Raw genomic sequence first — 16,898 nt, 5'->3', positions numbered from 1 at the left:
GCGTTTCATTGCGTGTTACCTGTTGTGTGGACAGTGACAGGTAATTCGCTGCAACTGGAAACAAGGTTACAGCGGTAGACAAAATTTTTTTAGATTGTTACCAAAGGCGCCAATGGAACGAATAACAAAGCAGAACCCGCTGCGCCACACCGAATTGCGCTTGCATGCTTTATTCCTGCAGGGACTGGACGGCGATGCCCAGGCCTATCGCGGCTTCCTGCAGGCCACCACGCCGTATTTGCGTGCCTTCCTGCGCCGTCGCCTCGGCACGTGGCCGGACCAGGTGGAGGATCTGGTGCAGGAATCGCTGCTGGCGATCCATAACCAGCGGCTCAGCTACGACAGCGGCTTGCCGGTAACCGCGTGGATTTACGCCATCGCCCGCTACAAGTTGATCGACTGGCTGCGGCGCCATGCGCGCCAGGACAGCCTGCACCAGCCGCTCGACGACGAGGACGGGTTGTTCGCCAGCGCCGACCATGAAGCCGGCGACGCGCAACGGGACGTGATGAAATTATTGGCCACGCTGCCGGACAAGCAACGCGACGCCATCGTGTACACCAAGCTCGATGGCCTGTCGGTACGCGAAGCGGCACAAAAACTGGATATGTCCGAGGCGGCGGTCAAAGTCTCGGTGCATCGGGGCTTGAAAACCTTGGCCGCGACTTTGCGGGAAACAAAATGAAAACAGATGATTTGATCGATATGCTGTCCAGCGGCCCGGATGCCCGGCCGCGCGCCACTCCCGCCCTGCTGCTGCCTTTGCTGGCCGGCGTGCTGGCCAGCGGCGCGCTCATGCTGGTGCTGCTGGGCGTGCGCCGCAATCTGCTGGAAGAACTGAGCTGGCCCGCCTTCTGGAGCAAGCTGGTATTTTCACTGGTCCTGACGGCGGCTGGCTGGCTGGCGGCCAAGCGCCTGTCGGCGCCGGGGGCACGCACCGCGGCCCTGCCGTTCTACCTGAGCGGCCCGGTGCTGGCGATCTGGCTGGCCGGCGCGTTCGCCTTGATGAATGCCACGCCGGACGGCCGGGCAGACCTGTTCTGGGGCAGCACCTGGCGCTATTGCCCATTGCTGATTGCCCTGCTTTCGCTGCCGCTGCTGGCCGCCACGCTGAGCGTGATGCGCAAGCGGGCGCCAACCCGCCTGCGCATCGCCGGTGCGGCGGCCGGCTTCGCAGCCGGTGCCGCAGCGGCCTGCATCTACTGCTTGCACTGCCCGGAGCTAAGCATCGTCTTCGTCGGTTTCTGGTACCTGATCGGCATGCTCATTCCGACTGCGCTGGGTGCTGCAATCGGCCCGCGCGTACTCGCCTGGTAGTGCCGCCACCGATCAGCACCAACCCCGCCAGCAGCATCACCACGCTGGACGGTTCCGGCACCGCGCTTTGCACGGTGAAGTCGTCCATCACGAACCAGCCGTCGTCGCGCGAGATATTGAGCCGTGCGACGTTGGCGAAGTTGGCCGACACCCACTGGTAGCCCGAGCCGATGCTGATGTTGCCGGTGCTGCCGATCACATGGTCGGCGGCATCGTAGGCGGTGATGTTGATCCAGCTGGCCACCGCGCCGTTGGTATTCGGCGCGGCAAACCACGCGCCGCTGAAGTTGAAGGCGGTGGCGCTGCTGACGCTGAGATTATCGACGCCATAGCCATTGGTGACGTAAGACATGCCGGAATGCGCGCCGTTGTCATAGCCTTCCACGGCGGTGTCGCCGTAGTACCAGTCTTCCGCCCAGGTCAGGCCAGCGTAAGAACTTGCCAACGCGGCCAGGTCGCCGTCCGCATGCAGATCTTCAAAGTCCACGGTCGCGGATTGTGCCTGGGTTGCCAGCAGCAGGCCGGCGCCGGCGAATAAACCGATCAAGAATTTTTTCATGCTTTTTCCTTTTTAATTGCACGCATCGCCAGTGACGACAGGGATGGCCGAACCGCTGACCGTCATGCCGAATTCAACCGTATTGCCCGGGTAAATGTCGTGGTTCCATGACTGATTGGGCGTGGCTGTATAGGTCGGGCTGCTGCCTGTAACGGCGGCGTTCCAGTACCCTTGCACCACTGAGTTGTCTGTATAGGTCCAGGTGACCGACCAGCCGCTGATGACTGTATTGCGATTGTTGGTAATCCGTACTGCCGCGTTATAGCCGCCGTTCCAGGACGCCGTCACCACGTAGCTGCATTGGTTCACAGGCTGCGGATTGGTCGGCGGGCCGGCGGTGACCGGGGTGACCGCCACCTCGCCATCAGCCGCCACGCTGCCATAGGCAATGCCACGGCCGGCGGTGCTCATGTACACCCGGCCGAAGACATTCAAGTCGCCATTGATCATGTGCGCGTTGCCGCTGCCGCCGTACTGGTGGGCGTCATCGTTGACGCGCACCCAGGTGGCGCCGGCATCGGTCGAGCGCAACACACCGCGCGTGCCGCCCACGGTGCCCAGCAGGTAAAGGGTCGGATACGCCGCCTCCGGTCCAGCCTTGCCGAAGCCGATGCCGCTGCACTGGTTCACACTGGCGATCTTGTTGAAGGTGGCGCCGGAATCGGTGGAGCGGGTCAGACCGCCGCCGTTCAGGCACACCCACAGATCGCCTTCCCGCCCCGGCGCCAGGCGAATGATGTTCGAACCGCCGCTGCCAGGATTGCCGGCTGCCGCGAAGCTGGCGCCGCCGTCCGTGCTGGCCAGCAGGCTGCCGCCGTCATAGGCGTAGAACTTGTTGGGATTGACCGGGTCCGCCACCGGGCGCGCATTGTTCGCGCCCAGGCCGGCAATCGCGGTCCAGCTGCCGCCAAAGTTGGTGCTGCGGTAGCTGGTGGCCGAGTTGGCGGGGCTATGCAGCAGCACGCCACCGTCCGCCGACAAGGCCAACTGGCCTTGCGAGCCGTTGAACGAAGCCGACTTGTTCCAGCTGGCGCCGCCATTGGTGGAGTAGTACAGCGACGAACCGGCTCGCGCCATGATGCGGGCATCCTGCGGTGCGATCGCCAGGCCGCTGGTGGTGCCCATCTGCGGAGTATGCTGGACGCCGTACTGCGCCGGGTCCGCGTTCATGAAGCCGTCAAAGTCGCCAATGGTCGAGACCAGCGGGCCGTCCGGCGCAGTCTCAAAGTTGAACGGCACGGTTTCCTCCAGACCGGCCACGTCAAAGTTCCAGGTGGCGGTTGGCGCATCGATATCGGTGGTTTTAAACAGGCCGTTGCCCGAGCCGACCCATACTTTTTTCGTATCGAAAGGATCAAACTCGATCGAGCCGGCCCAGTGGATGGATTGGCCGTTGCTGATCCAGTTGGCGCCGCCGTTATCGAGCGCGAAGCCGCGCGCCACCACGTCAGTCCAGGTACGGCCGGCGTCAAGCGAAGTCAGAATGCGGTCGCCGTAAGCGCTGCTGCCCTGCGGCATCCAGGTGTTGATGGTGGACGTCACCAGGTGCTTGGGATTGGCCGGGTCCACGCTGATGCCACCAAACGGACGCGCCAGGCCGGCCGGGGTGATGTTCACCCAGTTGCCGCCGACCGCGTTGTATTCCCAGATCTGGCCATTGTCCATCGGCTCGCCGTCGCCCGGATGCGGACCGGCGCCGTTGGCGTAAGTGACATACAGCTTGCCCTTGGACGAAATGGCCGCGCGCTGCGGCATCAGGCTGCCGGTCGGGCCGCCTTTCACGGCGGTGAAGGTGGCGCCGCCATCGGCGCTGAAGTACAGATTGGGCGCCGTCGATGCGAAACGCGACACGCCCACGAACAGCCGCCTTGCCACGCCGCCGCTCACACTGGAGGGATCCGGCAGCACGAAGCTGATGCCGTTGTCGTTCGGCGTGGTGGTGACATCCAGCGCGGCCAGGCGTTTCCACGTCGCGCCGGAATCGACGCTCTTGAACAGGCCATTGCGGCGCGTGCCCACGTACAGCACATTGCTGGAGCCGGGATCGATCTGCAGCTTTTCGCCATTCTGGCGGCCCATGCCATTGCCGTGCGCCTTGAACTGCGAACTCACATCCGTCACGGTGAACGTTTTGCCGTAATCGCTGGAGTGCAGGATGGCAGTCTTGCCGTTGCTGAAGTAGCTGGTGCCGGCCAACATGTAGATATTGGCGGCGTTGCGCGGGTCCACCGCCAGCGACTCAATCCCGAGCAGGCCGATGTCCGCCTCGCCGATCCAGTCATTCAGCGCGATCCAGCGGGCCGCGTTCTCGTCCCAGCGGTATGCGCCGCCGACATCGGTGCGCGCGTAGACCACGCCGCGTTCGGATTTGGCAGGGATGATGCCAGATACGTAGCCGCCTCCCCCGATGGCCACTGAATCCCAGTGGTAGTTCTCCGCCGTACAGGCGAGCGGCATCGACAGCGCTGCCATGAGCAGCGCCAGGCTGTGTTTTACCTTCATTTTCTGTCTCCGTCGTTTTATAGTTATCACGTATTGACACGTGTGAAATCATTCTGCGACTGGTTTCATGTCGCCGCAATTATGAAATCCACCAACCCGGGGAACGAAATTTTGCAAACCGCCCGATCATAAACATGATTAGATTGCGCCGGCCGTTGACACCTCGCGCGCGAATCCCGATACTAGCCCTGCACTCCTTCCCTGCCGGTTTGCACTCTCCCTCGTCTCTTCGACCGGCAGGGCTTTCTACTTAATCCAGCGGCGTCAGCTCCACATGACGCAGTTCGTAAGGCGTGCCTTCCAGCTGGAAGCCGATCCGTCCCGACGCAGGCGCCACATGCGAGACCCGATTCTGCAACACGCCGTTCAACGTTACTTCCACCACGCCATCCCGGCTGACGATGTCGCATACATTCCATTCGCCCGCCGGTTTTTCACTGTCCGGCGCGGTATGGGCCTTGATGCGGGTCTCCGCGCCAGGTGCACTGGTCAGCGGTTCGGCAAAGCTGCCGGCCGCCATCGGCAGCAGGTCGCCGGCATTGCCGGACTTGGTCTGCACCTGCAGGCTGACCGGCCATACACGGTCGAAGGCGCCGGGGCTGATGTGCAGCAGCACGCCGCCATTGCCTGGCTTGCCGGGCCAGCGCCACTCGACGTGCAGCTTGTAGTTGCGATAGCTCTCGCGCGTCGCCAGGAAGCCGGACGGCTTGCCGGTCGAAGCGATCACGCCATCCGGCAGCAGCTGGAAAGCATCGGCGATGGCGGCGGCCGGCGTGGTTTGCAATTCCCAGCCGCTGAAATCGCGGCCATTAAACAGCACCACGGCACTGGCATTTTGCGCCAGCACGGTTAATATCACGGCACCCAACAACTTGTTCACACTGTCTCCTCTATGAAAAAGATACTGCTTATTTTGATGCTCAGTGCCGCAGGATGGTCTTCGGCCGCAAGCAACGTGATTCCGCTCTGGCCCGAAGGCGTGCCGGGCAAGCGCGATATCGGTCCCGAAAAGGTCGGTGATGGCTACACCTCCAACGTCAGCGAAGCCACGCTGACCATGGTCGGTCCGGCGGTCGACCGCCCCAACGGCACGGCGGTGATCATCTGCCCCGGCGGCGGCTACGTGCGCATGGCCACCGCCCGCGAAGGCGATCAGTATGCGACGTGGCTCAGCACCCTGGGCGTGACCAGCTTTGTGCTGAAGTATCGCATGCAGGAGTATGGACATCCAGCGCCTTTGCAGGACGTGCTGCGCGCGGTGCGCATGCTGCGCTCGCGGGCGGCGGAATTCGGCATCCGTCCGGACCGCATCGGCGTGATGGGCAGCTCGGCTGGCGGCCATCTCGCCGCCAGCGCCGGTACACTGTTCGACAATCCGCTGGGCCGTACCGGCGCTGCGCTGGACAGCGTCAGTGCCCGGCCGGACTTTCTGATGCTGATGTATCCGGTGATTACCATGCAGGACCCGGCCGCGCACGCGGGCTCGCGCACCGCGCTGCTGGGCGCCAGGCCGTCGCAGGAGACCTTGACTCTGATGTCGCTGGAAAAGCAGGTCACGCCGGCGACCCCGCCCACGCTGCTGATCCACACCCAGGCCGATACCGCTGTCCCGGTGGAGAACAGCATCCTGTTCTATCAGGCGCTGACCAGAAACAAGGTGCCGGCGGAGATGTATTTGCTGGAGCATGGCGGCCATGGCATGGGCATGCGCGATGGCCTTGGCACCTCGTCGCTGTGGCCGCGCCGCGCGGAGGAATGGCTGCGCGATCGCGGCCTGCTGACTCAGGCGAAGTGAAACACCTGCTGTAACGGCCACTCGCGTGGCCGGTTGCCGGGCTCCACCTCCATCAAGTCCGCCATGTAGTCCCACCAGCGCTGCATGACGGGCTTGAGCGGCAAGTCCTCGATCGTGTGGTCCGGCCAGAGCTTGAGCACCGCAAACAGCTGCAGCGATTCTTCGTCCAGAAAGATCGAATAGTCAAAGATGCCGGCATCGCGCAGTGCCTTGCCCAACTGCGGCCATAATTCATCATGGCGCCGCTTGTACTCGGCAACCGCGCCGGGCTTCAACTGCATGCGAAAAGCACGGATATCCACGGTTCAGACGATGCCGCTGCTGCTTGCTCCGGCCTTGGCCGGACGCGCTTCCGCCGCCTGGTCGCGATAACCGCTGCTGCGGTAGAACGCCACCGGATCGATGGCGCCGCCGGCACGCAAGCGCGCCATGGCCAGGATCGGGCTGACATCGGTGCGATACGCGTGCTTGAGCGCCTGCGCCGATTGCAGCGCGTCGTTGGTTTCCTGGTGCTGACGCAGGGCCGCACGGTCGACCAGCTGCGCCTGGACAAAGGCACGCTGCACTTCCACCGCGCTGCTCATCAGGCTCTCGATCGGATCGGTGACGTTGTGCGACTGATCCAGCATGTAGGCCGGCTTGAAGGCCGCGCCGTCGCGCTCAGCCGCATCGGCCAGCTCGTTAAAGACCAGGAACAGCTGGAATGGATTGATGCTGCCCGAATCCAGATCGTCATCGCCGTACTTGCTGTCGTTGAAGTGGAAACCACCCAGCTTGCCGAATTGCGCCAGGCGCGCCACGATCATCTCGATATTCGTGTTCGGCGCATGGTGGCCAAGGTCAACCAGGCAGCGCGCCTTCTCGCCCAGCGTCTGCGCGCAGGCAAAGCTGGTGCCCCAGTCAGCGATGGTGGTGGCGTAGAAGGCCGGCTCAAACAGTTTATGCTCGATGAACATCAGCCAATCCGCCGGCAAGGCCGCGTAAATCTCGCGCATGCTGGCCAGGTAGCGCTCCAGCGCACCGCGCAGATTGTGCTGGCCGGGGAAGTTGGCGCCATCGCCCACCCACACCGTCAGCGCCCTGGAGCCGAGCGCCCGGCCCAATTCGATGCATCCGATATTGTGCGCCACCGCCTGCGCGCGGGTGGCGGCGCTGATGGCGGTCAGGCTGCCGTATTTGTAGGTGTGCTCCTGCCCTGCCTGATCCTGGAAGGTGTTGGAGTTGACCGCGTCAAAATACAAGCCATGGCTTTCGGCCTGCTGGCGCAGCGCCTTGGGATCGGCGGTTTTATCCCACGGGAAGTGCAGCGACACGCCCGGCGTGGCGCGTGTCAGCTGATGAATGACCGCGCAATCGTCCAGCTTTTCAAACACATTGCGCGGTTCGCCGCGCCCCGGGAAGCGCGCAAAGCGCGTGCCGCCGGTGCCGACACCCCAGCTGGGCAAGGCCACCGCAAAGCTTTGCGCGGCGGTGGTCAGCTTTTCGATATCGACGCCGCGCCGGGCCAGCATGCCGCCCAGCGCTTCGTAGTCCGCATTCAGTCCGGCGCGCAGTTGAGCGTTATGCTCGGCCACGCGGCCGCTGTCGATGATGGTGCTCACATTGTCTCCTTGATTCTTCTTGTCGCGCTTTAGCGGGTGAACGCGCCTGCGTTGCCGGCGTCCACGTTCAGGATATTACCAGTGCTCTTGGCCGCCTTGTCGCTGGACAGGAAGTACACCGCCTCCGCGATATCCTCCGGCAGCACGCTCAGCTTCAGCATGCTGCGGTCACGGTAGAAGGCTTCGACGTCATCGGCATCGATCTTGTTCGATTGTGCGCGCTCCTGCTTCCATTTACCATCCCAGATGCGCGAACCACGGATCACCGCATCCGGATTGACGACGTTGACGCGGATGCCGTGCGGCGCCCCTTCCAGCGCAACGCAGCGCGCCAGATGGATCTCCGCCGCCTTGGCGGTGCAGTAGGCCGAAGCACCGGCCGACGCCACCAGGCCATTTTTGCTGGCCACGAAGACCATGCTGCCGCCCAGCTTTTGCAGCTTCATGATGCGGAAGGCTTCACGGCTGGCCAGGAAGTAGCCCTTGACCAGAATGTCCTGATTACGCTGCCAGACGTCCATGGTGGTGTCTTCCAGCGGCGCCGACGAGGCGATGCCCGCATTGGATACCAGCAGATCCAGCCCGCCAAAGCGCAGCGATGCGGCTTTCAGGACATTTTCCACCTCGGCTTCGCTGGTGATGTTGGCTACCACGCTGCCGACATTGTCTTTGCCGGCGGTCTTGGCCAGATCCTTGTGCGCCTGTTCCAGCGCCTCCGGGTCGATATCTGTCAGCATGACGCATGCCCCCTCCTGCAGCAGCTGTTTCGCCACCGCCTGGCCGATGCCGCCGGCGCCGCCGGTCACCAGCGCGATGCGACCGGCAAGGCTCTTCGGCTTGGGCATGCGCTGCAGCTTGGCTTCTTCCAGCAGCCAGTATTCGATATCAAAAGCTTCCTGCTCCGGCAGGCCGACGTAGCTGTCCACACCGTTCGCACCGCGCATCACGTTGATGGCATTGACGTAGAACTCACCGGCGATACGCGCAGTGGCCTTGTCCTTGGCGAAGGACAGCATGCCTACGCCGGGAATCAGGTAGATGATCGGATTGGCATCACGCACAGCCGGGCTGTTGGCGCGCTTGCAGCGGTCGTAGTAAGCCTTGTAGTCGGCGCGGTAGGCTTCCAGCGCATCATCCAGCCCTGCCACCAGCTTATCGAAATCGCCGTCGTAGTTGACCACGAACGGACGGATTTTGGTGCGCAGGAAGTGATCCGGGCAGGAGGTGCCCAACGCCGCCAGCGGCTGCAGATCGCGGCTGCAGACAAACTCCAGTACCGCGGCGCTGTCGTCAAAGTGACCCAGCTTGTATTCATCGCGGCTGATTTTCCCGCGCAGTACCGGCATCAGCCTCGCGGCCAGCGCGCTGCGTTCCTCTGCCGGCAGCGGCGTCATGGCGGCGCCGCCAAACACCGGCTGCCTGACGTTTGCAGCCAGCCACTCCTCCGCGCGTTTGATGATGGCCAGCGTGGTTTCGTAGCAGGACTTGGCAGTGTCGCCCCAGGTGAACAGGCCGTGGCCTTCAAGAATGATGCCCTTCAGGTGAGGCTGCGATTGCGACAAGGCCTCCAGCTTCAGGCCCAGATCATAACCGGGACGCTGCCATGGCAGCCACCCCAGTTCACCTTCAAAAATCTTCTGCGTCAGGGCCTGGCTGCTGGCGCAGGCGGCAATTGCGATCACCGAGTCAGGATGCATGTGGTCGACGTGCTTGCGGGCGATGTAGGCATGCAGCGGCGTGTCGATGCTGGCGGCGCGCGGATTCAGGTTGAAGGTGCAGTGCGGCAGATATGCCACCATCTCGTCTTCATGCGCCAGACCGCGATAGCGGCCTTTCAGCGCCTGCAGCTTTTCCATGTACAGCGTCGAGAAGCCGTCGATCTTGATGCTGCCCAGGTCACCGCCGGAGCCCTTCACCCACAACACCTCCACCTGCGCGCCGGTGAGCGGGTCCTCCATCATCACCTTGGCCGAGGTATTCCCGCCGCCGAAATTCGTAATGCGCAGATCCGACCCAAGCAGATTGGAACGGTATAGCAGCAGCTCAGGTTCGCTCATGCTGGCGGCTGCGGCATCGTCCCACAGGGAAGTGATCGGGGGTTCTTTCATTGCTGGTCTCCGTGGTTGTGTTTTTACTTTATTCAGTAGAAATCAGCGGGCCATGGGTGTCAATGCAGAAGCAATCAACATGATGAGCAAGAGCCAAATAATCACATCGATGATTAAAACCTGATCAGAAATGACACCACCCATCAAAACAATCACGCAATTGATTGATCTGTGATTGACGGCCGATTTGGAAGTGTTTAGCCTTTATGACTAATAAACGGGCACGCCGCAGCAATGACGGCAGTAGCCCCGAATAAAAGGAGACTTACATGGTAAATCACAAGCGTCGCAAGCGTTTGCTGAAACTGCTTGCCGAACATAATACGGCCAGTGTGCCGCAACTGGTCGATTGGCTGAACGCCTCCCCCGCCACGGTGCGGCGTGACATCAGCTGGCTGGCCGCCCGCAGCCTGCTCACCCGAACGCGCGGCGGCGCCGCCAATCTTGAGCAGAAAAAGCGCGGCTTTACGCTCACCAGCGAGACCTTCCAGAACAATATCCAGTGCCGCGCCGAGCACAAACGCGCCATCGCCCGCTATGCGGCCGGCATGTGCAACGAGGGTGAGACCATCATCATCAATGGCGGCACCACCACCTTCATGATGGCCGAATTCCTGACCGACCATCACCTCAAGATCCTCACCAACTCCTTCCTGATGGCCGAGCGCCTGCTGGTCTCCAGCGAGAACGAGATCATCGTCCCCGGCGGCAAAGTGTACCGCGAGCAGAACGTCATCCTCAGCCCCTTCGACAACGACATCACCCAGCACCACTACGCCGCCAAGATGTTCATGAGCGTCTATGGCTTGTCGCTGCTTGGCCTGATGGAGGCCGATCCGCTGCTGATCCAGGCCGAAAAGCGCCTGATTTCGCAAGCCGAGGAACTGATCGTGCTGGCCGACAGCTCCAAGTTCGCCAAGAAGGCGGGACTGATCCTGTGCGGCTTGAACCGCGTATCGACCGTGATCACCGACACCGAAGCATCCGATTCAGCCGTGCAGCTGCTGGAGCAATCCGGCGTGCGCGTGGTGACCGTTGAGCGCGAGGCGCTGCCGGTGCAGATGGCGCCGTCGGCTTTTAACGCACCTTACGGCTACGAGACCGTGGGCATGTTCCAGCCGGAGGCCACGCATTGAAGCTCAGGAAGATCGTATTGGCGGCCGTTGCCGCCGGCCTGCTCACGGCCATCGCAGGCTGCAAAGAGAAAGCGCCTGACCAGATCCGCATCGCCATGGTGGTGAAAAACCTCGGCAACGGCTTTTTCGACGCCGCCCACACCGGCGCCAAGGACGCTGCCAAGGAATTGAAGAATGTCGAGATTATCTACACCGGACCGACCACGCCCAGCGCGGAAGGCCAGATTGAGATCATCAATTCGCTGATCAGCCAGAAGGTGAACGCCATCGTCATCTCGGCCAATGACCCGAATGCGCTGGTGCCGATCACGAAGAAGGCCATGGCACGCGGCATCAAGGTGATTTCCTTTGACAGCGGCCTGGCGCAGGAAGGCCGCTTGATGCAGCTGAACCCTTCCAACGCCGAGCTGATTGGCGAGAAGCAGATCCAGATGGCGTCAGACGCCATCGGCGGCCAGGGCGAAATCGCGATTCTGTCGGCATCGGCACAAGCCACCAACCAGAATATCTGGATCGGCGTAATGAAGAAGACGCTGGAGAAACCGGAGTACGCCAAAATGAAACTGGTGGCCACGGTCTACGGCGACGATCAGTCGGACAAGAGCTACCGCGAGGCGATCGGTCTGTTGCGCAGCAATCCGCATCTGAAAGCCATCATCGCGCCAACCACCGTGGGCATCAATGCCGCCAGCAAGGCCGTGGTGGATGAGCACCTGGTGGGCAAGGTGTTCGTCACCGGACTAGGACTGCCGTCTGAAATGGCCGGCCACGTCAAGAGCGGCGCGGTGCGCGAATTCGCGATCTGGAATCCGATCGATCTTGGTTATGCGGCCACCTACGCGGCGTATGACTTCGTGAAGAATCAGCCTACCGCACGTCCGGGCGGCAGCATTTCCGCCGGCCGCATGGGCAGCATCGCTATCGACGACAAAGGTGAAGGCGCAATGGCGCCGCCGTTCACCTACGATCGAGGCAATGTCGACAAATTCGCCAAGATCTTCTGAGCTGGAAGCCCTATGACCATGAATACAAGCCCGGTCCTGCAACTGACCGGGATCTGCAAACGCTTTGCGGGCATCGTCGCGCTGAATCAAGTGGCGCTGACGGTGCGGGCCGGCGAAGTCATGGCGCTGATCGGTGAGAACGGCGCTGGCAAATCGACACTGGTTAAAACCCTGACCGGTATTTATCAACCCGACGAAGGCAGCATCACGCTGGCTGGCCAGCCGGTGGCTTTCGCCAACGCGCAGGACGCCATGCGGGCCGGGATCACGGCGGTGCACCAGGAAACCGTGATGTTCGACGAACTGACGGTGGCGGAGAATATTTATGTCGGCCGCCAGCCCGTGCGTGGCGCGCGCATCGACTGGCAGCGCATCGAGGCCGAGGCGGAAAAACTGTTCGCGCGGCTGGAAGTATCGCTGCCGGTACGCGCCCGCGTGAAGGACCTGAGCGTGGCGCAGCGCCATTTCGTCGAAATTGCGCGGGCCTTGTCGCAGGACGCGCGCGTGGTGATTCTTGACGAGCCAACCGCCTCGCTGTCGCAGCGCGAGATTCAGGAACTGTACCGCATCATCGGTCAACTGCGCGCTGCCGGAACGGCAGTGATTTTCATCTCGCACAAGTTCGACGAGATCTTTACCGTGGCGGACCGCTACACGGTGCTGCGCGACGGCCAGTTCGTCGCGGAAGGCGCGCTGGCCGACATCACCGAGCCGGAACTGGTAGCGCTGATGGTGGGCCGTTCGGTCAAGGAGGCTTATCCCAAGGCCGACGTCACCCCGGGCGATGTGGTGCTGGAAGTGCGCAACTTCAGCCATCCTACCGAATTTGACGACGTGAGCTTCGCGCTACGCCAGGGCGAAATACTGGGCTTTTATGGTCTGGTCGGCGCCGGCCGCTCGGAAGTGATGCAAGCCCTGTTTGGCCTGACCCCGGGCGTACGTGGTTCGGTGACGATACAAGACCAGCCCGTCGCGATCCGCTCGGCCGCTGACGCCATCGCCCGCGGCATTGCGTACGTGCCGGAAGATCGCCAGCACCAGGGCGCACATCTGACGCTGCCGATCCTGCACAACATCACGCTGCCGATCCTGTCGCGCGTGGGTTTCTTCCTGCGCGGACGGCGCGCGCAAGAGACGGCAATTGCCCGCCACTACGCCGAGCAGCTGGAACTGAAGGCCGCCCACCTGACGCAGAACGTCTCCGAACTTTCAGGCGGCAATCAGCAGAAGGTCGTATTGGGCAAATGGCTGGCAACCGATCCCAAAGTGATTATTCTCGACGAACCGACCAAGGGCATCGATATTGGCTCGAAGGCGGCCGTACACCGTTTTATCAGTGAGCTGGTGGCCAAGGGGTTGTCGGTGATCCTGGTGTCGTCCGAACTGCCGGAAGTCATGGGGCTGGCGGACCGCATCATCGTCATGCATCAGGGTCGGATTGAGAGCGAATACCTGCGTGGCGCGGCGACGCCGGAAATGATCGTGGCCGCCGCATCCGGCTGCGCGCTGCCGCTGGAGGAATGCGTATGAAGGCGCTGTTGAAAATGCGCGAAACCCAACTGGCGCTGTGCATCGTCGCGCTGATTGCAATGGTCGGCACGCGGGCGCCGGTGTTCGTCACGCCGGCCAGCCTGGCCAACCTGCTGACCGACAGCACCTTGCTGATCATGCTGGCGCTGGCGCAGATGCTGGTCATCGTCACCCGCGGCGTGGACCTGTCGATGGCGTCCACGCTGGCATTGTCAGGCATGATGTCGGCATTGCTCGCAGCGCGCTACCCCGGGCTTTCGCTGGTCCTGGTGATGTGCGCGGCGCTCGCCATCGGCCTGGCGCTTGGGCTGGTGAACGGCTACCTGATCGGCTATCTCGACCTGCCGCCCATCGTCGTCACACTGGGCACGATGAGCGTGTATCGCGGCATGGTGTTTGTGCTGTCCGGTGGGGCCTGGGTGTCGTCGCACCAGATGCCGCCTGAGTTCATCGCCTTCCCGCTGGCGCGGCTGCTGGGCGTGACGCATCTGGTGTGGATTGCGGCGCTGACCGTGCTGGCTGCATGGTACGTGGCACGCCACAGCCGCTTTGGCCGCGATCTGTACGCCATCGGCAATGCGCCATCGTCGGCGCGCTATGTCGGCATTCCGATTGCAAAGCGCCTGCTATGGACCTACGGCCTGTCCGGCGCCATGGCCGGCTTGTGCGGTTACCTGTGGGTGGCGCGCTACGCCGTGGCTTACACCGAGATTGCTTACGGTTTCGAATTCACCGTGATAGCGGCCTGCGTCATCGGCGGCATCAGCATTGCTGGCGGTTGCGGCAGCGTGGCTGGCGCGGTGCTGGGCGCCCTGTTCCTGGCCGTGATCGGCAACGCCCTGCCGGTCGTGAAGGTCTCGCCGTTCTGGCAAAGCGCGCTGACCGGGATCGTGATCCTGACCGCAGTGCTGATCAACGCCCGCAACGGCAAACAAAACGGCCGGCAAATCCTGCCGCTGCATGGAAGGAGTGCTGCATGAACACCATGGCGCATACTGGTTCGCGCTACATCATTGCCGACCGTCCCGGCTTCCGCATCCGCGCGGCGCTGGGCCGGCGCGAAAGCCTGCTGGCCTTTCTGCTGCTGGCAGCCTTCGTGGTGAACAGCATCCTGCTGCCCAACTTCCTCGATCTGGACAACCTGGCCGACGGCACCTTCAATTTCAGCGAAAAGGCGCTGATCGCGCTGCCGATGGCGTTGCTGATCATTTGCCGCGAGATCGACATTTCCGTTTCCGGCATCCTCGCGCTGTCTTCGGTCGCCATGGGCTGGGCCAACGTCAACGGCGCGTCGCCGGAAGCACTGCTGCCCATCGCCCTTGCCACCGGCGCCCTGTGCGGCGCGCTGAATGGCGTCATGGTCACGCGCTTTGGCCTGCCATCCATTGTCGTCACCATCGGCACCGTCTCGCTGTTCCGCGGCCTGGCCAGCGTGGTGCTGGGCGACCAGGCTTACACCGGCTACCCGCAATTGATGGCCGATTGGGGCCAGGGCTACTTCTTCGACAGTTTGCCGCGCGAATTCACCATCCTGCTGGTGTGCGCCGCGCTGTTCGCCGTCATGCTGCACGCCACGCGCTGGGGACGCCGCATCTACGCCATCGGTAACAACCCGGTGGCCGCGCGCTTCTCCGGCATCGCGGTAGAGCGCTACCGCTTCGCGTTGTTTGTCCTGACCGGCGCCATGGCCGGTCTGGCGGGCTACCTGCTGACCGGACGTATCGGCAGCACGCGCCCCAACATTGCCATGGGCTGGGAACTGGAGATCATCACCATGGTGATTCTTGGCGGCGTCAGCATCGCGGGCGGCGCCGGCACCATCGCCGGGGTGATGCTGGCCGTGCTCACGCTGGGCACGGTGACTTACGGCCTCTCACTGGCCAATGTGCCCGGCATCTACATGACCATCGTGATCGGCATCTTGCTGCTGGCGACCATCGCCGTGCCACGCCTGCTGCGCGGACCGCAGAAATGACGCTGCCTCAAGACGCCACCATCGTTCTGGACATCGGCAAAACCAACGTCAAGCTGGTGCTGCTGGACGTCGCCGGCAACCTGCTGTCCGAGCAGCGCATGCCCAGCACCATCGTGCGCGAGGGCCCTTATCCGCATCACGACACGGAGCGCATCTGGGCATGGATGCTGGACGGGATGCAGATGCTGGCGCGGCAGGCGCACGTCGGCGCCATCGTCCCGGTCACGCATGGCGCCACCGCAGCGCTGGTGGACGACGAAGGCCTGGTGCTGCCGGTGCTGGACTACGAATACGAACTGCCAGCCTCGCAGCAGGCGCACTACGCCGTCGAGCGCCCGCCGTACTCGGCCACGCATTCGCCGATGCTGCCGGCGGGCCTGAATCTCGGCCGCCAGCTGGTGTGGCAATCGCAAGCCTTCCCCAAGCAGTTCCGCCGCGCGCGCCACATCCTGATGTATCCGCAGTACTGGGCCTGGCGCCTGTGCGGCGTGCCGGCCAGCGAGATCACCTCGCTCGGCTGCCATACCGATTTGTGGCAGCCATCGCGCAAACAATACTCCTCGCTGGTGGAGCGCATGGGCTGGAGCCGGTTGTTCGCGCCACTACGGCCGGCATGGGCGCCGCTGAATACCATCAAACCTGAACTGGCACTGCGCACCGGGCTGCCGCCGGACTGCCGCATCCTGTGCGGCATCCACGACAGCAACGCCTCGCTGCTGCGGCACCTGACCGCGACGCCGCCGCCCGCCGTGCTCTCGACCGGCACCTGGGTCATCGCCGCCGCACCCGGCCTGCCGCTGGACGGTTTGCGTGAGAACGCCGACATGCTGGCCAACAGCAATGCGCTGGGACAGGCCGTGCCCTGCATGCGCTTCATGGGCGGCCGCGAGTTTGCGGAACTGGCCGGCAGCGACGCCGAACCATGCGGCATCGCAGAGCTGCAAACCCTGATCGAACAAGCCACGCTGGCCCTGCCCAGTTTCGCTGGCGCCAGCGGACCGTTTGGCCATCGCGGCGGCAGCATCGTCGGTCCCGCGCCCGTCAATGCGCGCCAGCGCTACGCCCTGGCCACGCTGTACTGCGTGCTGATGAGCGATTACTGCCTGACGGCGCTGGGCGTCAACGACGACGGCGCTGCCGTCGTGGTCGAAGGCAGCTTCACCGGCAATCCGTGGTTCGGGCGTCTGCTGGCCGCGCTGCGCCCGCATCAGAAGATCAGCAGCACGGACGACAGCAGCGGCACCACGTGCGGCGGCTGGATGCTGCATCACTGGCGCCGCGCACCGGCCGACCGCAGGCAGACCGCGACACCGCTCCATTTGGCAGGGTGGCACGACTACAAGCAACACTGGCTGAAAGTATTACTTTAGC

Annotated in this window: 15 protein-coding genes; 9 read left to right on the top strand and 6 right to left on the bottom strand. The window is 63.2% G+C overall.

Going from position 1 to position 16,898, the window contains the following annotated elements; all coding sequences use genetic code 11:
* Positions 1-112: 112 nt before the first annotated feature.
* Together ABDW57_RS25175 and ABDW57_RS25170 are read left to right on the top strand one after the other, a co-directional pair.
* Entirely contained in the window at positions 113-685 is a 573-nt protein-coding gene (locus tag ABDW57_RS25175) for a sigma-70 family RNA polymerase sigma factor (protein ID WP_343732884.1), read from the top strand.
* Positions 682-1,317 carry a DUF1109 domain-containing protein gene (locus ABDW57_RS25170; protein ID WP_343732883.1) on the top strand — a complete coding sequence of 212 codons (636 nt, stop codon included), beginning with the start codon at positions 682-684 and terminating at the stop codon, positions 1,315-1,317. Before ABDW57_RS25175 ends, ABDW57_RS25170 begins: the two co-directional genes overlap by 4 nt.
* On the opposite strand, the gene ABDW57_RS25165 is transcribed toward ABDW57_RS25170, so the two are convergent.
* The 3 genes from ABDW57_RS25165 to ABDW57_RS25155 form a co-directional block, all read right to left on the bottom strand.
* Entirely contained in the window at positions 1,265-1,876 is a 612-nt protein-coding gene (locus ABDW57_RS25165; RefSeq protein WP_343732882.1) for a PEP-CTERM sorting domain-containing protein, read from the bottom strand. The two genes, ABDW57_RS25170 and ABDW57_RS25165, sit on opposite strands and share 53 nt — an antisense overlap.
* A gap of 12 nt (positions 1,877-1,888) precedes the next feature.
* Positions 1,889-4,378, bottom strand: coding sequence for a cellulose binding domain-containing protein (locus tag ABDW57_RS25160; protein WP_343732881.1), 2,490 nt, complete (start codon positions 4,376-4,378; stop codon positions 1,889-1,891).
* Between the two features lie 250 nt (positions 4,379-4,628).
* Positions 4,629-5,258 carry a DUF1080 domain-containing protein gene (locus tag ABDW57_RS25155; RefSeq protein WP_343732880.1) on the bottom strand — a complete coding sequence of 210 codons (630 nt, stop codon included), beginning with the start codon at positions 5,256-5,258 and terminating at the stop codon, positions 4,629-4,631.
* A 75-nt stretch (positions 5,259-5,333) separates the two neighbouring features.
* On the opposite strand from ABDW57_RS25155, the gene ABDW57_RS25150 reads away from it, so the two are divergent.
* A complete protein-coding gene (locus tag ABDW57_RS25150) occupies positions 5,334-6,173 on the top strand; it encodes an alpha/beta hydrolase (RefSeq protein ID WP_343732879.1) in 840 nt (279 codons plus the stop codon).
* Here the strand turns inward: ABDW57_RS25150 and ABDW57_RS25145 are convergent.
* Genes ABDW57_RS25145 through ABDW57_RS25135 form a run of 3 tightly spaced genes read right to left on the bottom strand, consistent with a single transcriptional unit; the run spans position 6,161 to position 9,882 of the window.
* Positions 6,161-6,475: an L-rhamnose mutarotase gene (locus tag ABDW57_RS25145; RefSeq protein WP_343732878.1), complete on the bottom strand. Its 315-nt coding sequence runs from the start codon at positions 6,473-6,475 to the stop codon at positions 6,161-6,163. The genes ABDW57_RS25150 and ABDW57_RS25145 overlap by 13 nt on opposite strands.
* Positions 6,476-6,478: 3 nt before the next feature.
* Complete coding sequence (rhaI, locus tag ABDW57_RS25140) at positions 6,479-7,774, bottom strand: L-rhamnose catabolism isomerase (protein ID WP_343732877.1); 1,296 nt, start codon at positions 7,772-7,774, stop codon at positions 6,479-6,481.
* A gap of 29 nt (positions 7,775-7,803) precedes the next feature.
* Positions 7,804-9,882 carry a bifunctional rhamnulose-1-phosphate aldolase/short-chain dehydrogenase gene (locus ABDW57_RS25135; RefSeq protein ID WP_343732876.1) on the bottom strand — a complete coding sequence of 693 codons (2,079 nt, stop codon included), beginning with the start codon at positions 9,880-9,882 and terminating at the stop codon, positions 7,804-7,806.
* Between the two features lie 269 nt (positions 9,883-10,151).
* Between ABDW57_RS25135 and ABDW57_RS25130 the strand changes: the two genes are divergently transcribed.
* Genes ABDW57_RS25130 through ABDW57_RS25105 form a run of 6 tightly spaced genes read left to right on the top strand, consistent with a single transcriptional unit; the run spans position 10,152 to position 16,897 of the window.
* Positions 10,152-11,018, top strand: a complete 867-nt coding sequence (locus ABDW57_RS25130) for a DeoR/GlpR family DNA-binding transcription regulator (RefSeq protein ID WP_343732875.1) — start codon at positions 10,152-10,154, stop codon at positions 11,016-11,018.
* Positions 11,015-12,022: a rhamnose ABC transporter substrate-binding protein gene (gene rhaS / locus ABDW57_RS25125; protein WP_343732874.1), complete on the top strand. Its 1,008-nt coding sequence runs from the start codon at positions 11,015-11,017 to the stop codon at positions 12,020-12,022. Before ABDW57_RS25130 ends, rhaS begins: the two co-directional genes overlap by 4 nt.
* Positions 12,023-12,034: 12 nt before the next feature.
* On the top strand, positions 12,035-13,552 hold the full coding sequence (locus ABDW57_RS25120) for a sugar ABC transporter ATP-binding protein (protein WP_343732873.1): 1,518 nt from the start codon (positions 12,035-12,037) through the stop codon (positions 13,550-13,552).
* The gene (locus tag ABDW57_RS25115; protein WP_343732872.1) at positions 13,549-14,532 is read left to right on the top strand and encodes an ABC transporter permease; all 984 of its coding nucleotides are present in this window, start codon (positions 13,549-13,551) and stop codon (positions 14,530-14,532) included. The genes ABDW57_RS25120 and ABDW57_RS25115 overlap by 4 nt, the downstream gene beginning before the upstream one ends.
* Positions 14,529-15,527 (top strand): ABC transporter permease, encoded by a 999-nt coding sequence (locus ABDW57_RS25110; protein ID WP_343732871.1) that lies wholly within the window; start codon positions 14,529-14,531, stop codon positions 15,525-15,527. The genes ABDW57_RS25115 and ABDW57_RS25110 overlap by 4 nt, the downstream gene beginning before the upstream one ends.
* A complete protein-coding gene (locus ABDW57_RS25105; RefSeq protein WP_343732870.1) occupies positions 15,524-16,897 on the top strand; it encodes an FGGY family carbohydrate kinase in 1,374 nt (457 codons plus the stop codon). Before ABDW57_RS25110 ends, ABDW57_RS25105 begins: the two co-directional genes overlap by 4 nt.
* Position 16,898 lies beyond the last annotated feature (1 nt).

This window comes from Duganella sp. (genome assembly GCF_039595735.1).
Classification (GTDB): domain Bacteria; phylum Pseudomonadota; class Gammaproteobacteria; order Burkholderiales; family Burkholderiaceae_D; genus Rugamonas.
Note: the sequence above shows the minus strand (reverse complement) of the source record. Positions and strands in the feature narration are given on the sequence as shown.